Annotated in this window: 13 protein-coding genes; 10 read left to right on the top strand and 3 right to left on the bottom strand. The window is 59.5% G+C overall.

Going from position 1 to position 26901, the window contains the following annotated elements; translation table 11 throughout:
* Positions 1–93: 93 nt before the first annotated feature.
* Together AB7M23_RS07035 and AB7M23_RS07030 are read left to right on the top strand one after the other, a co-directional pair.
* On the top strand, positions 94–1488 hold the full coding sequence (locus tag AB7M23_RS07035; protein WP_454240488.1) for a NorM family multidrug efflux MATE transporter: 1395 nt from the start codon (positions 94–96) through the stop codon (positions 1486–1488).
* Positions 1489–1643: 155 nt separating this feature from the next.
* On the top strand, positions 1644–2084 hold the full coding sequence (locus AB7M23_RS07030; protein WP_065759806.1) for a CBS domain-containing protein: 441 nt from the start codon (positions 1644–1646) through the stop codon (positions 2082–2084).
* A gap of 15 nt (positions 2085–2099) precedes the next feature.
* Here AB7M23_RS07030 and AB7M23_RS07025 read toward each other — a convergent pair whose 3' ends face one another.
* Together AB7M23_RS07025 and AB7M23_RS07020 are read right to left on the bottom strand one after the other, a co-directional pair.
* Positions 2100–2447: a tryptophan synthase subunit beta gene (locus tag AB7M23_RS07025; RefSeq protein WP_065759807.1), complete on the bottom strand. Its 348-nt coding sequence runs from the start codon at positions 2445–2447 to the stop codon at positions 2100–2102.
* A 160-nt stretch (positions 2448–2607) separates the two neighbouring features.
* Complete coding sequence (locus AB7M23_RS07020; protein WP_454240487.1) at positions 2608–15651, bottom strand: retention module-containing protein; 13044 nt, start codon at positions 15649–15651, stop codon at positions 2608–2610.
* Between the two features lie 346 nt (positions 15652–15997).
* Between AB7M23_RS07020 and AB7M23_RS07015 the strand changes: the two genes are divergently transcribed.
* The 7 genes from AB7M23_RS07015 (at position 15998) to AB7M23_RS06985 (ending at position 24796) form a co-directional block, all read left to right on the top strand.
* The gene (locus tag AB7M23_RS07015; RefSeq protein ID WP_454240486.1) at positions 15998–17350 is read left to right on the top strand and encodes a TolC family outer membrane protein; all 1353 of its coding nucleotides are present in this window, start codon (positions 15998–16000) and stop codon (positions 17348–17350) included.
* Between the two features lie 43 nt (positions 17351–17393).
* A complete protein-coding gene (locus AB7M23_RS07010; RefSeq protein WP_065761708.1) occupies positions 17394–19550 on the top strand; it encodes a type I secretion system permease/ATPase in 2157 nt (718 codons plus the stop codon).
* A complete protein-coding gene (locus tag AB7M23_RS07005) occupies positions 19540–20913 on the top strand; it encodes an HlyD family type I secretion periplasmic adaptor subunit (RefSeq protein ID WP_065761709.1) in 1374 nt (457 codons plus the stop codon). The genes AB7M23_RS07010 and AB7M23_RS07005 overlap by 11 nt, the downstream gene beginning before the upstream one ends.
* Before the next feature lie 191 nt (positions 20914–21104).
* The gene (locus tag AB7M23_RS07000; RefSeq protein WP_454240485.1) at positions 21105–22004 is read left to right on the top strand and encodes a TauD/TfdA dioxygenase family protein; all 900 of its coding nucleotides are present in this window, start codon (positions 21105–21107) and stop codon (positions 22002–22004) included.
* A 20-nt stretch (positions 22005–22024) separates the two neighbouring features.
* On the top strand, positions 22025–23044 hold the full coding sequence (locus tag AB7M23_RS06995) for an ABC transporter substrate-binding protein (protein WP_454240484.1): 1020 nt from the start codon (positions 22025–22027) through the stop codon (positions 23042–23044).
* Positions 23045–23049: 5 nt separating this feature from the next.
* Entirely contained in the window at positions 23050–23913 is an 864-nt protein-coding gene (locus AB7M23_RS06990) for an ABC transporter ATP-binding protein (protein WP_330523912.1), read from the top strand.
* Positions 23914–23929: 16 nt separating this feature from the next.
* A complete protein-coding gene (locus tag AB7M23_RS06985) occupies positions 23930–24796 on the top strand; it encodes an ABC transporter permease (RefSeq protein ID WP_102053693.1) in 867 nt (288 codons plus the stop codon).
* A 1-nt stretch (position 24797) separates the two neighbouring features.
* On the opposite strand, the gene AB7M23_RS06980 is transcribed toward AB7M23_RS06985, so the two are convergent.
* Positions 24798–25808 (bottom strand): helix-turn-helix transcriptional regulator, encoded by a 1011-nt coding sequence (locus tag AB7M23_RS06980; RefSeq protein ID WP_454240483.1) that lies wholly within the window; start codon positions 25806–25808, stop codon positions 24798–24800.
* Positions 25809–26013: 205 nt separating this feature from the next.
* Here AB7M23_RS06980 and AB7M23_RS06975 point away from each other — a divergent pair, with 205 nt between their 5' ends.
* Positions 26014–26832, top strand: coding sequence for a tetratricopeptide repeat protein (locus AB7M23_RS06975; protein WP_409279558.1), 819 nt, complete (start codon positions 26014–26016; stop codon positions 26830–26832).
* Positions 26833–26901 lie beyond the last annotated feature (69 nt).

The raw sequence follows: 26901 nt of genomic DNA, 5'->3' as shown, positions 1-26901 counted from the left end.
GCCAATGATCGTTATTATCCTTTTGTGCAGCATCGTCCAAAGCCCGAGAATCAATGGCTTCACCTTACCTTGCCCGCGAACAGGACGATCATCATGCAAGCCGTGCCATCAAAAGAACTCAAGGCGTTGCTACGCCTGGCCGGGCCGCTGATCGCCTCTCAGTTGGCACACATGCTGATGCTGCTGACCGACACCCTAATGATGGCCAGGATCAGCCCGCAGGCCTTGGCCGGGGGTGGGCTGGGTGCAGCGAGCTATTCCTTCGTGTCGATTTTCTGTCTGGGGGTGATTGCCGCTGTCGGCACGTTAGTCGCCATTCGCAAGGGTGCTGGCGATACCGAAGGTGCCACGCGCCTGACCCAGGCGGGCTTGTGGCTGGGTTGGGTGATGGCACTGGTTGCCGCATTGGTGCTGTGGAACCTGTCGCCAGTGCTGTTACTGCTTGGCCAGACACCGGACAACGTCGAGGCCGCCAGCCAGTTCCTGCTGTTGTTGCCCTTCGCCCTGCCCGGCTACCTGACCTTTATGGCCTTGCGCGGTTTCACCAGTGCGTTGGGGCGTTCAGCGCCGGTGATGGTCATCAGCCTGGTCGGCACCGTGCTCAACTTCCTGCTCAACTATGCGCTGATCGAAGGCCTGTTCGGCCTGCCAAAACTCGGGCTGGTAGGGATCGGGCTGGTCACGGCCATCGTCGCCACCGGCATGGCGGTGGCGCTGGCCCTGCATATTCATTGGCACCCGGCCTATGACGCCTATGCCATCCGCCACCGCTTGAGCCGACCATCCTGGCCTGCCTTGAGCGAGTTGTGGCGGCTTGGCCTGCCGATCGGCGGCACCTACACGGTAGAAGTCGGGCTGTTCGCCTTTGCGGCGCTGTGCATGGGCACCATGGGCAGTACCGAGCTGGCAGCACACCAGATTGCCCTGCAGATCGTTTCAACAGCGTTCATGATCCCGGCAGGGCTGTCCTATGCCGTGACCATGCGGGTCGGCCTGCATTTTGGTGCCGATAACCTGCGTGCTGCGCGGCATGCCGGGCGAGTCGGGATCGGGTTTGGCGCCTCGCTGATGCTGGCGTTTGCGGTGTTGTTCTGGCTGCTGCCAGAAGCCTTGGTCGGGCTGTTCCTCAATCAGGGTGACCCGGCGTTCGCCGAGGTCATTCAACTGGCGGTCAGCCTGCTGATGGTTGCCGCCTGGTTCGAGCTATTCGATGGCACCCAGACCATTGCCATGGGCTCAATCCGTGGCCTGAAGGACGCCAAGACCACCTTCCTGATTGGCTTTGTCTGCTATTGGCTGATTGGTGCACCTGCCGCCTGGGTGTTCGCCTTCCCGCTCGACGGCGGAGCCGTTGGTGTCTGGTGGGGCCTGGCATTGGGGTTGGCATGCGCCGCAATCTGCCTGACCCTGGCATTCGAGTGGCGGATGAAACGCATGCTGGGGGTACCGGTGAAAACCCGACTTGCCAGCGATGCAGGCGCTGCGTAGCTCGGCCTATGGGGCTGGCACCTCACGGCTATCCAAACTTTACGCCAATGACGCTTTTCAATCGGACCGATGCCGCTTTCAACCTTGCCCTGTGGTGATTAGTGCACGATTCTTTAGCTATTGATCGTCACTACCACCACTTGGCAGGGCTCCCTATGAAAACCGTGGCACAGCTCCTGAAATTGAAGTCCCAGCAGCATCAGCAGGTTCACACTATTGCCCCTGACCAGATGGTGCTTGATGCGCTGCGGGTGATGGCTGAAAAGAACGTCGGTGCCTTGCCAGTCGTTGAAGGCGGCAAAGTGGTCGGTGTAATCAGCGAACGCGACTATGCGCGCAAGATGGTACTGAAGGGGCGCTCATCGGTGGGCACGCCGGTCAGTGCAATCATGAGTGCGCCCGTGATTACGGTAGGGCCGCATCAGAACATCGATACCTGCATGAGCATGATGACCGACGGCCACCTGCGTCACCTGCCGGTAGTGGAGAACGGTGAGCTGCTGGGCCTGCTGTCGATTGGCGACCTGGTAAAAGCAGCCATTGCGGAACAAGCAGACCTCATCCAGCAACTGGAACACTATATTCGCGGAGACTGAAGCCGAGGGCTGATTTCAGATCAGCCCTGCACCGTCGTCTTCATCGTCGACCAACAGGCGGGTCAGGCCACCCAGGGCGATACGTGCCTGGGAGCGCCCCAGCAGCTTGCCTTGGGCGCCTTCTGGCAAGTCGGTGATGCTGATCAGCCCTTTGCGGGTCAGCACATCGATCAAGTCTTCCAGTACCCGGATCATGTCCAGGTCGCTTTGCTTGAGTTGCTGAAGGCTGCCTTCCAGCACGTCATCAGCAAACCACTTCTGAATTTCCGCGTTGTCGGCTGGCAAGGTTTCCGTAGCGTCGGCATAAGCTGCAGCTTCTACCCGGAGCAATTGGCCCTGTGCATCGCGTTGCACGTAGAACATGGGGTACCCCTCGTGTGTGTCAGTCCATATCCGCCATCAGCAGCATAGGCCAAGCCCGCCGGGCAGTAGCGCCCGGCGCGCCAGTATGCGCCGCGAAGACGGTATAGGGAAAGGCCCGAGGCCAGCAGCAACCCGGGTAGGGCTGCCGCTGGCACAGGGATTAGCTGTTGGAGTGATCGATCTTGATGGTCGGGTCTGCACCGGAGATCAACGAGTTGATCGTGGTGTTCGACCAGTTCACCCCTTCCAACTTGATGGTGACATCGGCATTGGCCGTTCCACCGGCGGCATTGAGCTTGCCTTCGGAACTGACCTGCAGTGTAGAAACACCATCGACGGTCGTGAGCTTCAGGTAATTGTCGATGGTGCTGCCCTTCTCGCCTTGCAGCAAATCGCTCAGGTCGAGACGGTCACCTTCGGCAGGCTTGAAGTCCTTGATCACATCGTTACCCACGTCACCAGCCTTCCAGACGAAGGTGTCGGCACCGCTACCGCCGGTCAGGATGTCATTGCCCTTGCCGCCGATCAGGTAGTCATTACCTTCACCGCCAATCAAGGTGTCGGTACCGCTTCCACCGAACAGGATGTCGTTGCCCTTGCCACCGTCAAGGGTGTCGTTACCGCCCTGACCAAAGATGATGTCGTTGCCATCACCTCCCAACAGGTTGTCATTGCCATCGTTGGTGCGCGACACGTCGAATTCGCTGGTGTGCTCCGCGATGTACTTGTGCACCACGCGTTCATCGACATCCGCGAGGCTCAGGCCGGTTTTCTGTGCAACATAGGCCTGGATCGCCTCGACACCGTTACCGGTAATCGAGTCGAAGCTGACCAGATCACCGAACAGGATGTCATGGCCATCACCGCCGTTGACCGTGTCGTTACCCGGTTGGGTGGCTTCGGTATGCCCGAGGATCGCTTCAGCCAGTTTGCTTGGGTCAATGTTGGTCTGTGGCTTGTTGTCTGTGTCGAAGTCCTTCAGGTCAGTGAAGTTGACGTCCTTGTTCAGGCCAATAGCCTCGACTGAAGAAAAACCAGAGAGGATCTTGAAGCTTGCAACCGAGTTGTCATAAGTGTCGTCAGTAGTATCGCCACCATCCCCAGCACGCTTGGAAAGCTCAAAGGTGCCGTCCCCCTGCGCACGAACCGAACCAGTGACGGACTTATCCACACTCCACTTACCACTGTTGCCGTTGCGCGTTTCCAGCGTGAACACACCTGACCTACTGATACTGACCCTGGTGTTCGAGTTAATCTCGTAGTCGTCGAGTGTGCCACCCAACTTGTAATTGATCGATTTCAGGAAGCTGTCGAGCGTGACACTGCCCGTCAAGGTCGGGTTAAAGTTCTCATTGGTTTGATGGTAAGTCGGCTTGCCGTCGGTAATGAAGAACGTCTGATTACTGCCGGTGCTGCCAGCGTCCTTGAGTGCCTTGAACCAGTTCGCCGTTGTCTTGAAGGCATCTTCGTAGTTGGTGCCGCCATCGGAGCTCATGCGTTCCACTGCATCGGTGAGAGTCTTGAGCGCACCACTGTCCGCCAGATTGACCGAAAGCACGGTCTTGACCTGAGTGGCAAAATCCACCAGCAGAATGTTAACGATGCCAGAGCCAGCCTTGATACTGCCAGACAGGGTCGTGAATACGTTCTGCAGCGCGGTCTTCGCAGCAGCAATCGAACTGTCCATACTGCCAGAACTGTCAACGATAAACGCAAGGTTGTAGCTCTGCCCCTGCACAACATGCAGACCGTTGACGTCCGCCACGACAACGTCGTTATTGTCAGTGCCCGACAGGTTGTCATTGTTTTCGGTGCCGTTATTGAGAGCGTATTTGTCCTCATACACGGTCACCTTGATGGTGCCATCGCGGGAGTCAGTGCTGCCATTGGCCGTTTCGGTCGAAGTCGAGGTGACTTTAACGTCGAAAGTACCGTGGTAGTACGCTGGCGGCTTGATGCTCAGGCTGCCCAGGTTCCAACCGGTGACGTTCACCTCGGAAGCACCGACGGTCACGGTGTGGCCTGCACCATCGCTCAGTACCGAGCCGGCTGGAATACCACCCAGCTTGACGCTCAGCACCTCAGAACCATCGGTATCGGTCAACGAAGTGTTGATCGAGGACAGTTTGACAGTGCCGTTCTCAGCGCCTTCGTTGAGTTTGTAACCATCGTAGTAACCATCGCCGTTGCTGCCGTGCAGATCAGACAGGGTAACGCCGGCGTTGGTCAGGTCCGCAGTACTGGTGTAGATCGGCACGCCCGCGCTGCTAAGGTCTACAGCAGTGCCGCCATTGACTGACAGGTTGACGTCGTAGCTACCTGGGCCCGCCTGGTTGTAGTGGTAGATATCAACGGTGTAATAACCGCTCTTGGTCGGTGAGAAGCTGCCATTAAGCTGGCCACCCGCGCCCCAGGTCGTGCTAGCCACAGTCTTGCCACCAATCGACACCGCCAGGCTGTCATCACCGACACCTTTGAAGGTGTAGGTGCTACCAGCTTCCAGGTAGATCAGGCCCGACACTTTCGTGGCGATACCAGGGCTTACGTTGCCAGTCGATGCCACATCAGTGGCGATCGTAGTGCTGTTAGGTGTGCCGGCCGCATCGATCACCGACTTCAGCGTTGCGGCATCGGCGCCATTACCGCTGGTGCCCAAACCACCGAGGTTATTCCAGACTTCCTTGATCAGGCCAGTCGAGGCCACGCCATTGCCGCCGATGGTCAGGCCTGGCTTGTCTGCTACAGGGGTCACGTCCACTTTCAGCGTGGCTTCGCTGCCCTGAGTCTGGCCGTCAGTTGGCTTGTACTGGATCTGCGCGTAGTCGGCCTTTTGGTCGCCTACACCATTGCCACTGAAGGCATCGGAGCCCGACTCGTTCTTGTCCGGCATGAACTGCAGCTTGCCGGCGTCGATGTCAGCCTTGCTGAAGACCTTGCCGAGATCACTGTCGGTCATGGTCTTCCAGGTCGAGCCATCCTTGTACTGCAAGACACCATCGGCCGGCAGCTTGGTGATGACAATACCCTGGCTGGACAGCGCGCTGTCCACGTCGGAGACATTGAAGTCACTCCAATTCAAGGTCAGCGGTGCATCTTCAGTACCCGTGACCGCGCCGCCTGCCGCAACCGGTGCATCATTGACCGCCGTTACATTGACCGTCGTGGTCGCAGTGTTGGAGGTATTGACGCCATCGGTGACGGTAACCGTGATCACCCGTGGTGTGGTGCTCGGGTCGTCCGAGTTGTTGGTGAAACTGATGTTCTTGATTGCCTGGATGTAATCCTCCAGGGTCGCCTTACCACTCAAGGTCAACACGACCTGGCCATCCGTGCTGTTGGCATTGATGGAGATGCCGTTGACGCTGTTACCCAGGTTCAAGTGATCGCCTGGCTGACGGTTGGTCAAGGTGACAGTAGCGCCCATCATGAAGTCGCTGTCGACATCGGCGATTTTCACGTCGACGTCGCCAATCGAAACGCCCGGGCCGGTAGTACCTTCAGTAAAGGTCACGTTGTAGTCAGCACCGGTCGAACCACTGGAGTTGTTGCCATCCAGGTCGAGAATCGGCGCAGGCTCAAAGATCTGCGTGGTAACACTGCCCGCGTTGCTATCAACCACCAGGTTCTCGAACCGACCACCACTAGCCGAATCGATCTTGACGGTGAAGCTCTCGGTGCCTTCAGTGGCCGCATCCTTGATGGTTGGGATACTGAAGTCTGCGCTGCTGGAGCCCGCTTTGATGACCACCGTTGCAACACCGGTGAAGTCGGAGCCATTGGCCGCGGTGCCGCTGTAGCTTAACTTGACGATGACATCCGTAAGTGGCGGATTGCTCAGCGACACGGTGTAAGTGGCAGTGCCACCTTCAACGACCGAGTTCGTGCCGGTAATGCTGACAGTGGTGCTGTCAATGGTATCGGTGACCTTGGTGACCGCTGGTGTCTGGGTGTAAGACAGGTTCTCAAAGTTACCGCCGGTGGCACCGGTGATATACGCACTGACGTTCCCTGCATCCAGATGCACATCATCAGAAGGTGCAGCGATGGTGATGCTGTTTGACGTTTCACCTGCGGCAATCACAATCGTCTTGCCGTTGGACAATGTCACGGTGACCGGGGTATCCGCCGCATTGCTCAGCGATGCGGTGTAAGTGATATTGCCACCTTCAGCCACAGAGCCGGTCGCACTCAAAATCAGGTTAGTGTTGTCGATAGTGTCTGTGACCTCGGTGGTCACAGACTTGCCATCAGGAACCAACGCCTCGAAGTTACCGCCACTGACGTCAGTGATGCTGTTGGTCAGCGGCTCGTGGCCATTGATCACATCGTTCGGCGCAGTGAACGGTACCGAGCCCGACAACTCACCCACCGGGATAGTGATGGTCTGGCCGTTAGCCAAGGTCACAGTGACCGGGGTACCGGTTACAGGCGAAGTCACGGTTGCGGTGTACACAACAAGCCCGCCTTCGACCGCACTTGGTGTGGCACTCAGGGTCACGGTGGTGGTGTCGATGGTGTCGGTCACCGTGGTCACTGCCGCCGTTGGGCTGGTCACCAGGCTTTCGAAGTCACCACCGGTGCTGCCGGTGATGGTGACGTTCAGCGTCTCGCCGTCTTTGTAGACGTCGTCGGATGGAGCATCAACGGTGATGCTGCCCTCTTTCGCACCGGCGGCGATGGTGATGACCTGGTTGTTGCTCAGGGTCACCTTCATTTCGGTGCCGGCCGGGTTGGTCAGGGTCGCGGTGTAGACGATCTTGCCGCCTTCAGTCACTTCGCCGGTTGCGCTGACGCTCAGGCCGGTCGAATCCTGCGTGCCTGGACCATCGGTTACGGTCGTGGTTGGCTTGCCTGTGGCTTCTACTTTCTCGTAGTTGCCGCCACTGATGTCCGTGATGCTGTTGGTCAGCGGTGCGTTGGTGTTGTGAACGTTGTTCGGCGCGGTGAACGGCACCGAGCCGGAGGACTCACCCACTGGGATGGTAATGGTCTGGCCGTTGGCCAGGGTCACCACCAGCGGGGTACCGGTAACCGGGGCGTTGACCGACGCGGTGTAGGTGACAACGCCACCTTCAGCCACGCTTGGTGTGGCGCTCAGGGTCACGGTGGTGGTGTCGATGGTGTCGGTCACCGTGGTCACTGCCGCCGTTGGGCTGGTCACCAGGCTTTCGAAGTCACCACCGGTGCTGCCGGTGATGGTGACGTTCAGCGTCTCGCCGTCTTTGTAGACGTCGTCGGATGGAGCATCAACCGTGATCGAACCTTCTTTCGCACCGGCGGCGATGGTGATGACCTGGTTGTTGCTCAGGGTCACCTTCATTTCGGTGCCGGCTGGGTTGGTCAGGGTCGCGGTGTAGACGATCTTGCCGCCTTCAGTCACTTCGCCAGTCGCGCTGACGCTCAGGCCAGTCGAATCCTGCGTGCCTGGACCATCGGTTACGGTCGTGGACGGCTTACCAACGGCTTCTACTTTCTCGTAGTTGCCACCTTCAACATTGGTAATGCTGTTGGTCAGCGGCGCGTTGGTGTTGTGGACGTTGTTCGGTGCGGTGAACGGTACCGAACCCGACGACTCGCCGACCGGGATGGTGATGGTCTGGCCGTTGGCCAGGGTCACCACCAGCGGCGTACCGGTAACCGGGGCGTTGACCGATGCGGTGTAGGTGACAACGCCACCTTCAGCCACGCTTGGCTCAGCCGTCAGGGTCACAGTAGTGGTGTCGATGGTGTCGGTCACCGTGGTCACTGCCGCCGTTGGGCTGGTCACCAGGCTTTCGAAGTCACCACCGGTGCTGCCGGTGATGGTGACGTTCAGCGTCTCGCCGTCTTTGTAGACGTCGTCGGATGGAGCATCAACCGTGATCGAACCTTCTTTCGCACCGGCGGCGATGGTGATGACCTGGTTGTTGCTCAGGGTCACCTTCATTTCGGTGCCGGCCGGGTTGGTCAGGGTCGCGGTGTAGACGATCTTGCCGCCTTCAGTCACTTCGCCAGTTGCGCTGACGCTCAGGCCAGTCGAATCCTGGGTGCCAGGACCATCGGTGACAGTCGTGGACGGCTTACCAACGGCTTCTACTTTCTCGTAGTTGCCACCTTCAACATTGGTAATGCTGTTGGTCAGCGGCGCATTGGTGTTGTGGACGTTGTTCGGCGCGGTGAACGGCACCGAGCCGGAGGACTCACCGACCGGGATGGTGATGGTCTGGCCGTTGGCCAGGGTCACCACCAGCGGCGTACCGGTAACCGGGGCATTGACCGACGCGGTGTAGGTGACAACGCCACCTTCAACCACGCTTGGTGTGGCGCTCAGGGTCACGGTGGTGGTGTCGATGGTGTCGGTCACCGTGGTCACTGCCGCCGTTGGGCTGGTCACCAGGCTTTCGAAGTCGCCACCGGTGCTGCCAGTGATGGTGACGTTCAGCGTCTCGCCGTCTTTGTAGACGTCGTCGGATGGAGCATCAACCGTGATCGAACCTTCTTTCGCACCGGCGGCGATGGTGATGACCTGGTTGTTGCTCAGGGTCACCTTCATTTCGGTGCCGGCTGGGTTGGTCAGGGTCGCGGTGTAGACGATCTTGCCGCCTTCAGTCACTTCGCCAGTCGCGCTGACGCTCAGGCCAGTCGAATCCTGCGTGCCTGGACCATCGGTTACGGTCGTGGACGGCTTACCAACGGCTTCTACTTTCTCGTAGTTGCCACCTTCAACATTGGTAATGCTGTTGGTCAGCGGCGCGTTGGTGTTGTGGACGTTGTTCGGTGCGGTGAACGGTACCGAACCCGACGACTCGCCGACCGGGATGGTAATGGTCTGGCCGTTGGCCAGGGTCACCACCAGCGGGGTGCCGGTAACCGGGGCATTGACCGACGCGGTGTAGGTGACAACGCCACCTTCAGCCACGCTTGGCTCAGCCGTCAGGGTCACAGTAGTGGTGTCGATGGTGTCGGTCACCGTGGTCACTGCCGCCGTTGGGCTGGTCACCAGGCTTTCGAAGTCGCCACCGGTGCTGCCAGTGATGGTGACGTTCAGCGTCTCGCCGTCTTTGTAGACGTCGTCGGATGGAGCATCAACCGTGATCGAACCTTCTTTCGCACCGGCGGCGATGGTGATGACCTGGTTGTTGCTCAGGGTCACCTTCATTTCGGTGCCGGCTGGGTTGGTCAGGGTCGCGGTGTAGACGATCTTGCCGCCTTCAGTCACTTCGCCAGTCGCGCTGACGCTCAGGCCTGTCGAATCCTGCGTGCCTGGACCATCGGTTACGGTCGTGGACGGCTTACCAACGGCTTCTACTTTCTCGTAGTTGCCACCTTCAACATTGGTAATGCTGTTGGTCAGCGGCGCGTTGGTGTTGTGGACGTTGTTCGGTGCGGTGAACGGTACCGAACCCGACGACTCGCCGACCGGGATGGTAATGGTCTGGCCGTTGGCCAGGGTCACCACCAGCGGGGTGCCGGTAACCGGGGCATTGACCGACGCGGTGTAGGTGACAACGCCACCTTCAGCCACGCTTGGCTCAGCCGTCAGGGTCACAGTAGTGGTGTCGATGGTGTCGGTCACCGTGGTCACTGCCGCCGTTGGGCTGGTCACCAGGCTTTCGAAGTCGCCACCGGTGCTGCCGGTGATGGTGACGTTCAGCGTCTCGCCGTCTTTGTAGACGTCGTCGGATGGAGCATCAACCGTGATCGAACCTTCTTTCGCACCGGCGGCGATGGTGATGACCTGGTTGTTGCTCAGGGTCACCTTCATTTCGGTGCCGGCTGGGTTGGTCAGGGTCGCGGTGTAGACGATCTTGCCGCCTTCAGTCACTTCGCCGGTTGCGCTGACGCTCAGGCCGGTCGAATCCTGGGTGCCAGGACCATCGGTGACAGTCGTGGACGGCTTACCAACGGCTTCTACTTTCTCGTAGTTGCCACCTTCAACATTGGTAATGCTGTTGGTCAGCGGCGCATTGGTGTTGTGGACGTTGTTCGGTGCGGTGAACGGTACCGAACCCGACGACTCGCCGACCGGGATGGTGATGGTCTGGCCGTTGGCCAGGGTCACCACCAGCGGCGTACCGGTAACCGGGGCGTTGACCGATGCGGTGTAGGTGACAACGCCACCTTCAGCCACGCTTGGCTCAGCCGTCAGGGTCACAGTAGTGGTGTCGATGGTGTCGGTCACCGTGGTCACTGCCGCCGTTGGGCTGGTCACCAGGCTTTCGAAGTCACCACCGGTGCTGCCGGTGATGGTGACGTTCAGCGTCTCGCCGTCTTTGTAGACGTCGTCGGATGGAGCATCAACCGTGATCGAACCTTCTTTCGCACCGGCGGCGATGGTGATGACCTGGTTGTTGCTCAGGGTCACCTTCATTTCGGTGCCGGCTGGGTTGGTCAGGGTCGCGGTGTAGACGATCTTGCCGCCTTCAGTCACTTCGCCAGTCGCGCTGACGCTCAGGCCAGTCGAATCCTGCGTGCCTGGACCATCGGTTACGGTCGTGGACGGCTTACCAACGGCTTCTACTTTCTCGTAGTTGCCACCTTCAACATTGGTAATGCTGTTGGTCAGCGGCGCGTTGGTGTTGTGGACGTTGTTCGGTGCGGTGAACGGTACCGAACCCGACGACTCGCCGACCGGGATGGTAATGGTCTGGCCGTTGGCCAGGGTCACCACCAGCGGGGTGCCGGTAACCGGGGCATTGACCGACGCGGTGTAGGTGACAACGCCACCTTCAGCCACGCTTGGCTCAGCCGTCAGGGTCACAGTAGTGGTGTCGATGGTGTCGGTCACCGTGGTCACTGCCGCCGTTGGGCTGGTCACCAGGCTTTCGAAGTCGCCACCGGTGCTGCCGGTGATGGTGACGTTCAGCGTCTCGCCGTCTTTGTAGACGTCGTCGGATGGAGCATCAACCGTGATCGAACCTTCTTTCGCACCGGCGGCGATGGTGATGACCTGGTTGTTGCTCAGGGTCACCTTCATTTCGGTGCCGGCTGGGTTGGTCAGGGTCGCGGTGTAGACGATCTTGCCGCCTTCAGTCACTTCGCCGGTTGCGCTGACGCTCAGGCCGGTCGAATCCTGCGTGCCTGGACCATCGGTTACGGTCGTGGTTGGCTTGCCTGTGGCTTCTACTTTCTCGTAGTTGCCGCCACTGATGTCCGTGATGCTGTTGGTCAGCGGTGCGTTGGTGTTGTGAACGTTGTTCGGCGCGGTGAACGGCACCGAGCCGGAGGACTCACCCACTGGGATGGTGATGGTCTGGCCGTTGGCCAGGGTCACCACCAGCGGGGTACCGGTAACCGGGGCGTTGACCGATGCGGTGTAGGTGACAACGCCACCTTCAGCCACGCTTGGTGTGGCGCTCAAGGTCACGGTGGTGGTGTCGATGGTGTCGGTCACCGTGGTCACTGCCGCCGTTGGGCTGGTCACCAGGCTTTCGAAGTCGCCACCGGTGCTGCCGGTGATGGTGACGTTCAGCGTCTCGCCGTCTTTGTAGACGTCGTCGGATGGAGCATCAACGGTGATGCTGCCCTCTTTCGCACCGGCGGCGATGGTGATGACCTGGTTGTTGCTCAGGGTCACCTTCATTTCGGTGCCGGCCGGGTTGGTCAGGGTCGCGGTGTAGACGATCTTGCCGCCTTCAGTCACTTCGCCGGTTGCGCTGACGCTCAGGCCGGTCGAATCCTGCGTGCCTGGACCATCGGTTACGGTCGTGGTTGGCTTGCCTGTGGCTTCTACTTTCTCGTAGTTGCCGCCACTGATGTCCGTGATGCTGTTGGTCAGCGGTGCGTTGGTGTTGTGAACGTTGTTCGGCGCGGTGAACGGCACCGAGCCGGAGGACTCACCCACTGGGATGGTGATGGTCTGGCCGTTGGCCAGGGTCACCACCAGCGGGGTACCGGTAACCGGGGCGTTGACCGATGCGGTGTAGGTGACAACGCCACCTTCAGCCACGCTTGGTGTGGCGCTCAAGGTCACGGTGGTGGTGTCGATGGTGTCGGTCACCGTGGTCACTGCCGCCGTTGGGCTGGTCACCAGGCTTTCGAAGTCGCCACCGGTGCTGCCGGTGATGGTGACGTTCAGCGTCTCGCCGTCTTTGTAGACGTCGTCGGATGGAGCATCAACCGTGATCGAACCTTCTTTCGCACCGGCGGCGATGGTGATGACCTGGTTGTTGCTCAGGGTCACCTTCATTTCGGTGCCGGCTGGGTTGGTCAGGGTCGCGGTGTAGACGATCTTGCCGCCTTCAGTCACTTCGCCAGTCGCGCTGACGCTCAGGCCTGTCGAATCCTGCGTGCCTGGACCATCGGTTACGGTCGTGGACGGCTTACCAACGGCTTCTACTTTCTCGTAGTTGCCACCTTCAACATTGGTAATGCTGTTGGTCAGCGGCGCGTTGGTGTTGTGGACGTTGTTCGGTGCGGTGAACGGTACCGAACCCGACGACTCGCCGACCGGGATGGTGATGGTCTGGCCGTTGGCCAGGGTCACCACCAGCGGCGTACCGGTAACCGGGGCGTTGACCGATGCGGTGTAGGTGACAACGCCACCTTCAGCCACGCTTGGCTCAGCCGTCAGGGTCACAGTAGTGGTGTCGATGGTGTCGGTCACCGTGGTCACTGCCGCCGTTGGGCTGGTCACCAGGCTTTCGAAGTCACCACCGGTGCTGCCGGTGATGGTGACGTTCAGCGTCTCGCCGTCTTTGTAGACGTCGTCGGATGGAGCATCAACGGTGATGCTGCCCTCTTTCGCACCGGCGGCGATGGTGATGACCTGGTTGTTGCTCAGGGTCACCTTCATTTCGGTGCCGGCTGGGTTGGTCAGGGTCGCGGTGTAGACGATCTTGCCGCCTTCAGTCACTTCGCCAGTCGCGCTGACGCTCAGGCCAGTCGAATCCTGCGTGCCAGGACCATCGGTGACAGTCGTGGACGGCTTACCAACAGCTTCTACTTTTTCGTAGTTACCACCTTCAACATTGGTAATGCTGTTGGTCAGCGGTGCGTTGGTGTTGTGGACGTTGTTCGGTGCGGTGAACGGTACCGAACCCGACGACTCACCGACCGGAATGGTGATGGTCTGGCCGTTGGCCAGGGTCACCACCAGCGGCGTACCGGTAACCGGGGCGTTGACCGACGCGGTGTAGGTGACAACGCCACCTTCAGCCACGCTTGGTGTAGCGCTCAGGGTCACGGTAGTGGTGTCGATGGTGTCGGTCACCGTGGTCACTGCAGGTTTGTCACTGACCTCCAGCTCTTCAAAGTTACCACCGCTGGTACCAGTGACCGTAACACTCAGCGTGCCAGCATCAATGTATGAATCATCGCCCGGCGCATCAATGCTGATGCTGCCTTCTTTCGCACCTGCGGCAATGGTGATGGTCTCACCATTGCTCAGGGTGATCTGCATTTCGGTGCCGGCCGGATTGCTCAAGGTCGCGGTGTAGACGATCTTGCCACCTTCGGCGACTTCGCCAGTTGCCGTCACGTTCAGGCTGGTGGTGTCCGTACTGTCGACCACTTCCGTAATCGCAGGTTCTTCGCTCGGTTCAAGCTTCTCGTAGTTACCACCTGTGGTGCCGGTGATGGTGGTGATGATCGAGTCGGCGCCGTTGTACACATCATTCGGCGCGGTGAAGTCCACAGTACCGGCGGATTCACCCACCGGGATGGTAATGGTCTGGCCATTGGACAGGGTTACTGTCAGTGGCGAACCGGTCACAGGCGCACCGACCGTAGCGGTGTAGGTAATTACACCGTTCTCACCCACCGTCGAAGTCGCCGTCAGGGTGAGTGAGGTGGGGTCGATCGAATCGGTAATGGTGGTCACCGCCGGCTCGGTGCTCGGCACCAGGTTCTCGAAGTTACCCCCCGTAGCACCGGTAATCGTGGTGCTGACGGTGCTGCCGTTGTTGTAGACATCATTGCCCAGGGTTTCAACATCCACGCTGCCGGTGGTCTTGCCGGCCTCAATGGTGATGGTCTGGCCGTTGGACAGGGTCACGGTGACTGGCGTCTGTGCCGGGTTGGTCAGGGTCGCGGTATAGGTGATGCCGCCACCTTCCACGATATTGCCGGTCGCCGTCAGGCTCACGGTGGTGGTGTCCGGCGAGTCCGTGATGGTGGTCACCGCCGGCTCGGTGCTCGGCACCAGGTTCTCGAAGTTACCCCCCGTAGCACCGGTAATCGTGGTGCTGACGGTGCTGCCGTTGTTGTAGACATCATTGCCCAGGGTTTCAACATCCACGCTGCCGGTGGTCTTGCCGGCCTCAATGGTGATGGTCTGGCCGTTGGACAGGGTCACGGTGACCGGCGTCTGTGCCGGGTTGGTCAGGGTCGCGGTGTAGGTGATGCCGCCACCTTCCACAATATTGCCGGTCGCCGTCAGGCTCACGGTGGTGGTGTCGATGGTGTCGGTGATCTGGGTGACTGCAGGTGTTGTGCTCGGGGTAACCACCAGGCCACCACCGCCACTGGTGCCAGTGATGGTGGCGGAGATTTCGCTGCCATCGATGTACACCGTGTCATTCGGCGGAATTTCTACGTTGACGCTGCCGGTCAGCTGGCCGGCGCTGATAACAATCACCTGGCCGTTGGACAAGGTAATAGTCAGGTCGGTCAGTGGCGCTTGAGTCAGGGTCGCCGTGTAGGTCAACACACCACCCGCTTCAGTGATGCTCGGGGTAGCGGTAAGGGTCAGGTCGGCGGCACGCAACGGCGTGGTGGCATCAGCAGCCGTATTCAGAACCAGCGGGCCTTGCTCTTGCTGAACAGCGGCCGTCTGGAAGGCCAAGCCTTCGGTAGGGAAGCCAATGGTCGGATCGACTGACGCAGCAGTCTCATCAAGCATCACGAAGCTGTGGCCACCACCGACTGCACCGCCACCACCGCCAGCCGCAGCAGGACCTGCCGCCGTGGCTTCCAGTTCAGTGGTCGGGTCAGCACCGGCCGCGATCGCTTGTTGCAACTCGTCAACCGACGGGGCTTGTTGCGCCGTAGCCTCCGCCAGATCGGTGGTGCTGTCTGGCGCATCGGCACTCCACTGCATGTCACGCCCGAGATCGAGCGTGCGGCCATCAGCCAGCTCCAGCGTTACGGCACCGGCCAGACCGGTCAGTACCTGCTCGCCGACGAACAAACGGTCGCCTTCGATGAGTACACGCTGAATCCCTTCTGGGGAAACCGCGATTACTTGACCAACAATGCTTTTGACAACGGCAACAACACTGCTCATAAGACTCTCCGGACTAACCGTTCAAATTGGCTTCCATGCCCGAGCGACGCTGACTTGCCGCAATCAGATGGAATGTTCTGTGAGGCACTTTTGACACCATAGACGTCAAAATAATGACTGAAAAACTTGGCAGCTAACTTAATGCCAAAGTATTGACCTTCTGGTCGCCATCCTAAACAATTGGGTACGTAATGTCACATTGATATTTGAACGGTTACCAGTCCCCTTCGTACTATCCTAGTAGCATCTCGGAAATTTCCGACGTAAGGTGCGTACTGTTGCCATTATTAACTGCGGCAAGGCCACTTGCTGTGATTTGGGACAAGATGTCCCCGGGAAAAAGTAAATGCGATCGCTCCTTCTGACTGCTCTTCCTTTCACCCTTGCCGCCAGTTTTGTTCAAGCGCAAAGCCTGCCGGAAGCTATGCAGCGCGCTATCGAAGTCCACCCGGAAGTTCAAGCCGGGGTTAACAGCAGAACCGCCGCCGACTATCAATTGCGCGCAGCCCAGGGCGGCTATTTGCCGCGGGTTGATGTATTGGCAGGTTACGGCCGCGAAGGCACCGACAGCCCGAGCACTCGCATTGGTAACCGTAGCAACGATTGGGAAACTCTCAACCGTGGCGAAGCCAGCGTGCGTCTTCGACAAATGGTCTTCGACGGCTTCGCCACGTCCAGTGAAGTCGGTCGCCAACAAGCCACCGTCAACTCACGCGCCTATGCCCTGATGGGTACGTCCGAGCGCACGGCACTCAATGTTGCCCAGGTGTATCTGGACGTGCTGACCCGTCGCGATATGGTGCGTCTGGCCGAAGACAACCTGCGTAGCCATGAACGTATCTTCGATCAAATCAAGCTGCGAACCACTCGTGGTGTTGGCCGCCTGGCCGATATGGATCAGGCCGAAGCTCGTCTGGCACAGGCCCGCAACAACCTGATCACCGAACAAACCAACCTGGCTGACGCACAAACCAACTACCTGAGCGTAGTTGGTCAAATGCCAGACGAAATCAGCACGCCGCCGGCCTTCATCGACATGCTGCCAGCCAGCCTGGATGAAGCACGCCAGCAAATGCTGGAAAGCAGCCCGATCCTGCGCTCGGCGGAGTCAGATATCGCCGCTGCGGAGAAGCAGTACGATGCCGCGAAATCGGCGTTCTACCCGCGTTTCGATGCTGAACTGGGGCGCAGTGCCGACAACAATATCGATGGTGTCAGCGGTCATAACAATGACTGGCAGGCCATGCTGCGCATGAGTTTCAACCTGTATGCCGGTGGCAGCAACAAAGCGGACCTGGAGTCCAAGTCCTATCAGGCAAACCAAGCGCTGGATATTCGTAACAATGCCTTGCGCCAGCTCAATGAAGAATTGGGCCTGGCATGGAATGCTATGAATAACGCCAATGCCCAGGTGCCGATTGCGCAGAAGTACGTTGATTACAGCAGCAGTGTTCGCACCGCTTACCAGAAGCAATTCAGCCTGGGCGAGCGTACATTGCTTGACCTGCTCGATAGCGAAAACGAGTTGTTCACCGCCCAGCGCCGCCTGGCAGAGGTGAAGAACAGTCAGCTGTTTACTCAATATCGAATCAAGGCAACCATTGGCCAGCTCCTCAAGAGCCAAGGCGTTGTGGCGCCAATGGCTACAGTTGTACAAAACGACATGAAGCCTCAGGTTAACCTGCCCGGCATGAACTGAGGCCAGCCCTCATGTCCAACCGAATTAGCTAAGAGAATGCCGCGTGGAATCAGAAGTCAGTCGAGTCCAGCTCACCCATGATCCACGCAGCCAGCACGACGATCCGTTGCTGGACAGCCTGCTGTCGCTCTGTGTGTTGCACCAGAAACCTGCCAGCCGGGCGATGCTCACCACCGGTTTACCGCTGCCCTCGCAGCGGTTGAGCCCGGAGCTACTGCCTCGCGCCGCTGCCCGGGCAGGCTTGCAAGGTCGCTTGCTGCAACGCAAGCTGGAGCAGATACCCAACATCGCCATGCCGGCGATGTTGCTGCTCAAGGATGGCCGCAGCACGATCCTGCTCGGCTGGGAAAACGAAGGTACTGCACGTCTATTGCTCAGCGAGAGCGACGGCGGTGAGGTACATGTCAGCCGCGAAGCGCTGCTGGCCGATTACAGTGGCCGGGTTTTCTTTGCCCAGCCGCAGCATAAGTTCGACGTCAACCATGGCAACCTGATCCCCAGGGCGCGCTCATGGTTCCGTGACACCCTCAAGCGCTCGCGCTGGCTTTACGCCGACGCCATCGCCGCCAGCCTGGTCATCAACCTGATCGCCATGGCCGCACCGCTGTTCGTGATGAACGTCTACGACCGCGTAGTTCCCAACCAGGCAACCTCGACCCTCTGGGTGCTGGCCATCGGTATTACCGGGGCCTACCTCTTCGACCTGATCCTCAAGGGCCTGCGCAGCCTTTGCCTGGACCTGGCCGGGAAGAAAACCGACCTGATCATCTCCGCCACGCTGTTCGAGCGTATTGTCGGCATGGCAATGAAGTACCGCCCGGCCCGGGTCGGTAGCTTCGCCCAGAACATCCATGAATTTCAGGGCCTGCGCGACTTCCTTGCGTCACTGACACTGACCAGCCTGATTGACCTGCCATTCACCCTGCTGATCCTCTTGGTGATCGCCATCATCGGCGGCCATCTGGTCTGGATTCCCATCGTTGCGTTCCCGCTGGCTCTGGGCATCGGCCATGCCTTGCAAAAACCACTGGTCGCAACGCTGGAGCGCACCATGGCACTGGGTTCCGAGCGCCAATCGAGCCTGATCGAAACCCTCGCAGGGCTGGATGCAGTCAAGGTCAACAACGCCGAAAGCGAACGCCAGTACATGTGGGAGCAGACCATCGGTACGCTTAGCCGCCTGGAGCTGCGCGTCAAGGTGTTGTCGGGCCTGGCCATGAACATCACCCTGCTGATCCAGCAGTTGGCCGGCGTGGCGCTGATCTGCTTCGGCGTCTACCAGATCATGGACGGCCACCTCAGCATGGGCGGCCTGATCGCCTGCTACATGCTCAATGGACGCGCCATGGCCCCCCTGAGCCAACTGGCCGGGTTGCTGACCCGTTACCAGCAGGCCAAGGTCACCATGGTCTCGGTTGACCAGATGATGGAGCTGCCGCAAGAACGCAACTTCGAAGAGCGCCCACTGAGCCGCCAGGTACTGCAAGGTGCCATTGAGTTCCGCGGGGTTGATTTCACCTACCCGAACCAGCAGAACGTTGCGCTCAAGGGTATCAACCTGGTGATCCGGCCGGGCGAGAAGATCGGCATCATCGGCCGTAGCGGCTCAGGCAAGAGCTCGCTGGCCAAGTTGATTGTCGGCCTCTACGAAGCAGACGCTGGCTCGTTGCTGGTCGATGGCGTGGACATCCGTCAGATCGATGTGAGCGAGCTGCGCCACAATATCGGCTATGTCCCTCAGGACATCCAGTTGCTGTCCGGTACATTGCGCGACAACCTGGTCAGCGGTGCCCGCTATATCGAGGACGAAATGGTCCTGCAAGCGGCCGAGCTCTCTGGCGTGCATGAGTTTGCCAGGCTGCACCCGCAGGGCTACGAGCTGCAGGTCGGCGAGCGCGGCCAGAACCTCTCCGGCGGTCAGCGGCAGAACGTTGCATTAGGCCGGGCCTTGCTGCTGAACCCGCAGATCCTGTTGCTGGACGAGCCGACCAGCGCCATGGACAACACCGGTGAAGAGCGCCTCAAGCAGCGCCTGCAAGCGGTTATCGAGAACAAGACCGTTGTACTGGTCACGCACCGTGCTTCGCTGTTGTCACTGGTCGACCGGCTAATCGTGATTGATCGCGGGCAGATTGTCGCGGATGGCCCGAAAGCCGCCGTAATGGATGCGCTGAAAAAGGGGCAGATCAGTGTTGCTTAAGTCTGGAGCAGGTCGCATCAAGGACGTACTGAGTAACTACTTCAAAGGCTCGGAGTCGCTCCATGGGCAACCCTTGCCTGAGGTCAACAAAGCCCTGATCGAGGATGCACCGCGCATTGTGCGGCTGACCATCTGGGGCGTAATCGGTTTTTTCCTGTTCATGGGGCTCTGGGCCAACTTCGCGATCATTGATGAAGTGACTCGGGGAGATGGCAAGGCCATTCCGTCCTCAAAACTGCAGAAAATCCAGAACCTGGAAGGCGGTATCGTTGCCGAGATCTATGCCCACGAAGGCGAGATTGTCGAAGCCGGCGCGCCACTGCTGCGCCTGGACGATACTCGGTTCGTGTCCAACGTTGGCGAGACAGAAGCCGACCGTTTGGCCATGGCGCTGCGCGTCGAACGCTTGAGCGCCGAGGTCGAGGATCGCCCATTGCATATCGCCGATGAAATCCGCAAAGCCGCGCCCAATCAGGCCAACAACGAGGAATCGTTGTACCAGAGTCGGCGCCAGCAGTTGCAGAACGAGATCGGCGGTTTGCAGGAGCAACTGGTACAGCGCCAGCAGGAACTGCGCGAGTTCAGCTCCAAGCAGGCGCAGTACCGCAACAGCCTTCAGCTGCTGCGTCAGGAAATCAACATGTCCGAACCGTTGGTATCCCAGGGCGCGATTTCTCCGGTTGAGGTGCTACGTCTCAAGCGGGCCGAGGTGGAAAACCGAGGCCAACTGGATGCAACCTCTCTGGCCATCCCACGCGCCGAGTCCGCCATCAAGGAAGTCGAACGCAAGATCGACGAAACCCGTGGCAAGTTCCGCAGCGAGGCCCTGACCCAACTGAACGAAGCCCGCACGGACCTGAGCAAGGCCCAAGCAACCGGCAAGGCGCTGGAGGATCGGGTCAGCCGTACGCTGGTTACTTCGCCGGTGCGCGGTATCGTCAAACAACTGCTGGTCAATACGATTGGCGGCGTCATTCAACCCGGTAGTGATCTTGTCGAGATCGTGCCGCTGGATGACACACTGCTGGTGGAGGCGCGGATCCGTCCACAGGACATCGCCTTCCTCCACCCTGGCCAGGACGCCATGGTGAAGTTCACCGCCTATGACTTCACCATCTATGGCGGGCTGAAAGCCCGGCTGGAGCAGATCGGCGCCGACACTATCACCGACGAAGACGGCAACACGTTCTATGTGATCAAACTGCGTACGGATCGCAGCCACTTGGGCACTGACGAAAAACCGCTGCTGATTATCCCCGGCATGGTCGCATCAGTGGACATCATTACCGGCAAGAAAAGCGTGTTGAGCTACCTGCTCAAGCCGATCATCCGGGCACGGGCCGAGGCCTTGCGCGAGCGTTGATTGGAAGCCGCTGCTCTCTCATATGCTTATTCAATAAAGATATTTAAATTAAATCTCTTATAGCAATATAGTTAATCCCCTGCGTACATGCCGACCAATCGGTGCGCCGCACGACACGAACCAACACGGAACAGCCGTGAGTTTCTGATCGATGCGCGCACCCTTGGGCGCGCACTGCGTGGGAGAGCACTATGTCAGCAGCCTCAATCGCTTTGTCGGTACACGACAGCGCACAGCAGCAAACCTTCGAAATTCGTCCTCTTGCCGGCGCAGTAGGTGCCGAGATCATCGGCCTTGACCTGAGCCTGCCGGTCAACGGCGAAGCGTTTGCCCGCATCCACCGGGCTCATCTGGATCACCACGTGCTGGTCTTTCGTAACCAGCACATCACGCCCGAACAGCAGGTCGCCTTCAGCCGCCGGTTTGGCGTACTGCAAGTCCATGTACTCAAACAGTTCCTGCTGGCCGGGCATCCGGAAATCCTGATTGTCTCCAACATTGTCGAGAACGGGCAGAACATCGGCCTGGGTGATGCTGGCAAATTCTGGCATTCCGACCTGTCGTACAAGGAACTCCCCAGCCTCGGCTCGATGCTGCATGCCCAGGAACTGCCCAGCGAAGGCGGCGACACCCTGTTCGCCGACATGCACAAAGCCTGGGACGACCTGCCTGAGGCCCTGCGCAAGGCCGTCGAGGGGCGCAGCGCCGCACACTCCTATACCGCGCGTTACAGCGAGACCAAGTTCGAAGGCAACTGGCGCCCAACCCTGACTGCCGAGCAGTTGGCACAGGTACAGGAAGTGATTCACCCGATCGTCCGCACGCACCCGGAGAACGGTCGTAAGGCGTTGTTTGTCAGCGAGGGCTTCACCACCCGAATCATCGGCCTGCCGGAAGACGAAAGCCGCCAGATTCTCACCGAGCTGTACGCCCACAGCGTGCTGGAACACAACATTTACCGCCATCAATGGCAGCCCCGCGATCTGGTGTTCTGGGACAACCGCTCACTGATTCACCTGGCAACCGGCTGCCCGAGCCACCTGCGCCGCAAGTTGTACCGCACCACCATTCAGGGCGACGCGCCCTTCTAAGACCGATCAAGGAGCACAGCATGAGTAACGCTATCAGCCGCCTCGCGGCCAGTATCGGCCTGGGTCTTAGCCTGATCGCCGGAAGCCTGGTGGCCCCGGCCGCCGCACAGGCCGAAGGCGAAATTCGCATCGCCGAACAATTCGGTATCGTCTACCTGCTACTGAATGTGGTGCGTGATCAACAGTTGATCGAAAAGCACGGAAAGGCACAGGGAGTCGACATCAAGGTCGATTGGACCCAACTTTCTGGCGGTGCAGCCATCAACGACGCACTGCTGTCCGGCTCGGTGGATATCGCCGGGGCCGGCGTCGGTCCGTTGCTGACCATCTGGGACCGCACCCAGGGTCGACAGAACGTCAAGGCCGTCGCCTCACTCGGTAATTTCCCCTACTACCTGGTCAGCAGTAATCCGAACGTGAAGACGATTGCCGACCTCAGCGAAAAGGACCGCATCGCCCTGCCGGCAGTGGGCGTTTCAGTGCAATCGCGTTTTCTGCAGTACGCGGCAGCCAAGCAATGGGGTGACAAGGAGTATGCCCGCCTGGACAAATTCACCCTGGCGGTTCCGCACCCTGATGCCACCGCAGCCCTGCTGGCCGGTGGTACCGAGTTGAACGCGCACTTCTCCAACCCGCCATTCCAGGATCAGGTGCTGGCCAACCCGAGTGTGCATGTTGTGCTCAACACCTACGACCTGCTCGGCCCGAACTCGCCAACCGTACTGTTTGCGACTGAGAAATTCCGCAAGGACAACCCCAAGACCTATAAAGCGTTCGTTGAAGCGCTGGCCGAAGCGGCAGACTTCGCCCAGAACGACAAGGCTGCCGCCGCCGACACCTACATTCGGGTGACCAAGGCAAAAATCGACCGCGAGGCGCTGCTCAAGATCATCGACAACCCTCAATACGAGTTCAGCGTCACGCCGAAAAACACCTACCCACTGGCCGAATTTCTCTATCGCGTCGGCGCCATCAAGCACAAGCCCGAATCCTGGAAAGACTACTTCTTCCAGGATGAGAAGCCTCTGCAAGGGAGCTGAAACGCATGAACGCCCAATTGCAAGGCCACACGGTCAGCAACCTGCGCGACGTGCCCACGTCGCCTCTGCTGCACGTGGATAACGTCAGCCTCGAGTACCGCACTGCGCAACGCGTGGTGCGCGCCACTCACCACGTCAGCTTTGAAGTGGACAAGGCCGACCGCTTTGTCCTGCTAGGCCCTTCGGGCTGCGGTAAATCGACCCTGCTCAAGGCGGTGGCCGGTTTCATCGAGCCTCAGGAAGGGACGATTCGTCTGCAAGACCAGGCCATTAAAGGGCCTGGTCCCGACCGTATTGTGGTGTTCCAGGAGTTCGATCAGCTTCCACCCTGGAAAACCGTCAAACAGAACGTCATGTTCCCGTTGCAGGTCTCTGGCACGCTGCCGCGTCAGGAGGCCGAGCAGCGCGCGCTGCACTACCTGGAAAAAGTTGGCCTGGCAGCCTTTGCCGACGCCTACCCGCACACCTTGTCCGGCGGCATGAAAGCGCGGGTGGCCATCGCACGGGCACTGGCGATGCAACCGAAGATCCTGCTGATGGACGAACCATTCGCCGCACTCGATGCGCTGACCCGGCGCAAGATGCAGGAAGAGTTGTTGCTGCTCTGGGAGGAGGTGCGTTTCACACTGCTGTTCGTCACCCACTCCATCGAAGAAGCGTTGGTAGTAGGCAACCGCATTCTGCTGCTGTCACCGCACCCAGGACGGGTGCGCGCCGAAGTGCACAGCCATCAGTACGGGCTGCATAGTCTGGGCGGCCGTGAGTTCCAGGCCTCGGCACAACGTATCCATCGACTGCTGTTTGAGGAAGATCAGGCGCAAGATCAAGCACTCGATCTTGATTTCGCCGATGTTCGCATCGCCTACTGACCTGGAGTCCACTCGCATGGCTACCCCTCCTATTGTGCGCCAGGAGTATGAGGTCCCCCTGGAGCCGCTGCTCAGCGTGCCATTGGAACGTGAGCTTCCACTGCCCCAGCGACTCTGGCAACACAGCAGTTTGCGCAAAGGGCTGATCCTGCTGTTACTGGCCCTGGCCTGGGAAGCTGTTGCCCGTTATCAGGCCAACGACCTGCTCCTGCCCAGCTTTGTCCAGACATCCCGCGCCTTGATCGATGGCCTGGCCAGCGGCGAGCTGCTGGCCAAGGTCGGCGTCTCGTTGATCGTGCTGCTCAAGGGCTACCTGCTGGGCATTGTCCTGGCCTTCGGGCTGACCAGCCTGGCAGTGTCGACACAATTCGGCCGCGACTTGCTCAGTACCTTGACCTCAATGTTCAACCCCTTGCCCGCCATCGCCCTGCTGCCTTTGGCGCTGCTCTGGTTCGGCCTGGGCGACAACAGCCTGATTTTCGTACTGGTACATTCCGTACTCTGGGCGCTGGCGCTGAACACTTATGCCGGCTTTCTCGGCGTATCGGAAACCCTGCGCATGGCCGGACGCAACTATGGCCTGCGCGGCTTGCGCCTGGTCCTGCATATCCTGATTCCAGCCGCGCTGCCGTCGATTCTCTCAGGGCTGAAAATTGGTTGGGCCTTTGCCTGGCGCACCCTGATTGCCGCCGAACTGGTCTTCGGTGCGACCAGCGGCAAGGGTGGCCTGGGTTGGTACATTTTTCAGAACCGCAACGAGCTGTACACCGACAAGGTATTCGCCGGCCTGGCGGTGGTCATCCTGATCGGCTTGTTGGTGGAGAGCCTGGTGTTCAATAGCCTGGAACGGGTCACCATCAAGCGCTGGGGTATGCAGCGCTAATTCATGCCGTTTGGTACTGGGCGGCGGCCTTGATCAGGGTTTCAGCAATCTGCTGGCGTAGGCCGATGGGCTGTTCGACGATCAAGCCATCGCCCTGGCTCAACAACCACCAGCGCAACTGCCAGCTATTGCTGACCGTAGCCCTCAGAAGATGCCCATGTGCCAACGGGGCCAGGCTCATGTCCGCCGACAGCGGCGTTTCACGTACCAAGCGCGCCAAACTGTCGCTCACCCAGGCTTGCAGCTCGATTTTATCGGTCTGCCCGAATTGCAGGGCATCGCTGCGCAGGTAAACCTGCAGGTCGAAATCCTCGAGACCTTCGGTGGCACTGCTGAGGATACTGACCGTGCGAAAGCGATGAACCGCAAACTGGCGAATATCACTGTAGGGATCCGCTCGGGCAATCAGGTAGCTGACCTGACCGCGCTGAATCAACGCCAACGGGTTGAGAGTCATTTCGCTGAGTTTGTCGTTATGTGCCGAGTAGTACTGGCACTTCAACTGATACTCCTCCAACAATGCCTTCTGCACCGTTTCCAGAATGCTGTCGGGCACCTCGGGCGTTTGCATGTTCATGTCGGGGCGAACGCTGGCGACTTTGTCCAGCCAGCGCGCAGCCTTGTTCGCACCGGACAAGTGCTCAAGTTTTTGCCGAGCATGACTGAAACGCGCATCAAGCACCTTGAGCATGCTCCCCGGTAGCAGTGGCCGTACCGCTTCCTCGACCAACGCCAGGCTCAAGGCTTCGCTGATGCTCAAGCCGCGCAGTTCGACACAGGCGTTTGCCGCCCAATGCCACCCATAGGGAATACTCTTGTCGTTGCGCTCCAGTGGAAAGATCAACGACAGTTCGTTGAGGTCTCGCTCGATACTGCGCTTGCTGATGGTGAAGCCAGCGTCCTGCAATCGGGCGACCAGCTCTGCGCTAGTGATGCCGGGGGATCGGCTGGGTAGCTGGCGCAAAAGTTCCCATTGGCGGCTGAGTGTGGCGCGGGTGGTAGCAGAGGGCAAAAGGGTGCGTCCTTGTCTAGACTTGCGCACTAGCATGGCGCCCGCCAACGGATATGGCAAATGGCCATTTATTCAACCAGATCAAGGAAGAGCTGTTGAATCGCTTCACGATGATTGTTCGCGACAGGTTTTGTCGTTGCCTTGCGCAGAATCACATCCCATCACCCCCGCTCTCGGTACTGCGGGTGGTTCAATGAGGATGAACATGTCTGCTGTCAGCAATATCTATCCCTTGCTAGAGCGCCTGTTGCCCACGCGCATCACGCCAGCCCCCGGACGTACCGGCCACTTGTCGCGCCTCTATGCCGGGGTTGGCATGCCCAGCCAGCGTGCCGCGCTGGGTGACAGTTTCAGCCTGATAAACAGCCTTGATGAGGCCGCCGACCTGCAGGCGGTGTATACCGACCTGCGCAACCAGGCGCTGGAGGGCAGCATCTCGGCACTCAATGACCTCGGCTGGATCTGGCTCAATGGCAAGTACTGGCGAGCGGATCCGACACTGGCCGGCCACCTGTTGCGCATGGCCGCTTTGCAGGGCAATGCGACAGCATGGTTTAACCTGGCCCAGCAACATTACTTCGGCAAAGGCGTGATGGTGAGCTACGCCTGTGCAGCCGAGTACTACCAGCATGCCTTCGAGCGTGGTTTGGACCATGCTGCAGCGGCACTCGGTGACCTTTACGAGGAAGAGGTCTGCGATACCCATGTGCAGGAGTGGCAAGTCGACCTGCAGCGCGCCTACCAGTGGTTCATGCGCGGAGCCGAACGCGGCGATGCACGCTGCCGTTTTGAAATCGGTTATCGGTTGCTGCATGGCCAACAGGTCGAGACTGACACCAAGGCTGCGTTGTACTGGCTGGAACTCGCCGCAGTCGCCAAGGTGGTACAGGCTGCGGAGGAACTGGCTGTCCATTTCAGCCTGTCGAACGACACCTTGCGCTACCTGTTCTGGCGCGATCAGGCCATTGGCCTGGGCAGCCCCTTGGCGTTGAGCATGAAGCTGGAGGACCAGGTGCGCTCCTGAAACCATTGAGCAAGCGCCTCTTGACGTCGGGGGTGGTGGTCGAAGTATATTGATAGTTAGCAAACTATG

The sequence above is a fragment of the Pseudomonas sp. HLS-6 TE3448 genome (genome assembly GCF_053629555.1).
Note: the sequence above shows the minus strand (reverse complement) of the source record. Positions and strands in the feature narration are given on the sequence as shown.

Coding starts and splice junctions, on each gene's coding strand:
- AB7M23_RS06985 (WP_102053693.1), top strand. CDS start 23,930: ATGGCTACCCCTCCTATTGTGCGCCAGGAGTATGAGGTCCCCCTGGAG.
- AB7M23_RS07030 (WP_065759806.1), top strand. CDS start 1,644: ATGAAAACCGTGGCACAGCTCCTGAAATTGAAGTCCCAGCAGCATCAG.
- AB7M23_RS07025 (WP_065759807.1), bottom strand. CDS start 2,447: ATGTTCTACGTGCAACGCGATGCACAGGGCCAATTGCTCCGGGTAGAA.
- AB7M23_RS07015 (WP_454240486.1), top strand. CDS start 15,998: ATGCGATCGCTCCTTCTGACTGCTCTTCCTTTCACCCTTGCCGCCAGT.
- AB7M23_RS06995 (WP_454240484.1), top strand. CDS start 22,025: ATGAGTAACGCTATCAGCCGCCTCGCGGCCAGTATCGGCCTGGGTCTT.
- AB7M23_RS07035 (WP_454240488.1), top strand. CDS start 94: ATGCAAGCCGTGCCATCAAAAGAACTCAAGGCGTTGCTACGCCTGGCC.
- AB7M23_RS06975 (WP_409279558.1), top strand. CDS start 26,014: ATGTCTGCTGTCAGCAATATCTATCCCTTGCTAGAGCGCCTGTTGCCC.
- AB7M23_RS06990 (WP_330523912.1), top strand. CDS start 23,050: ATGAACGCCCAATTGCAAGGCCACACGGTCAGCAACCTGCGCGACGTG.
- AB7M23_RS07000 (WP_454240485.1), top strand. CDS start 21,105: ATGTCAGCAGCCTCAATCGCTTTGTCGGTACACGACAGCGCACAGCAG.
- AB7M23_RS07020 (WP_454240487.1), bottom strand. CDS start 15,651: ATGAGCAGTGTTGTTGCCGTTGTCAAAAGCATTGTTGGTCAAGTAATC.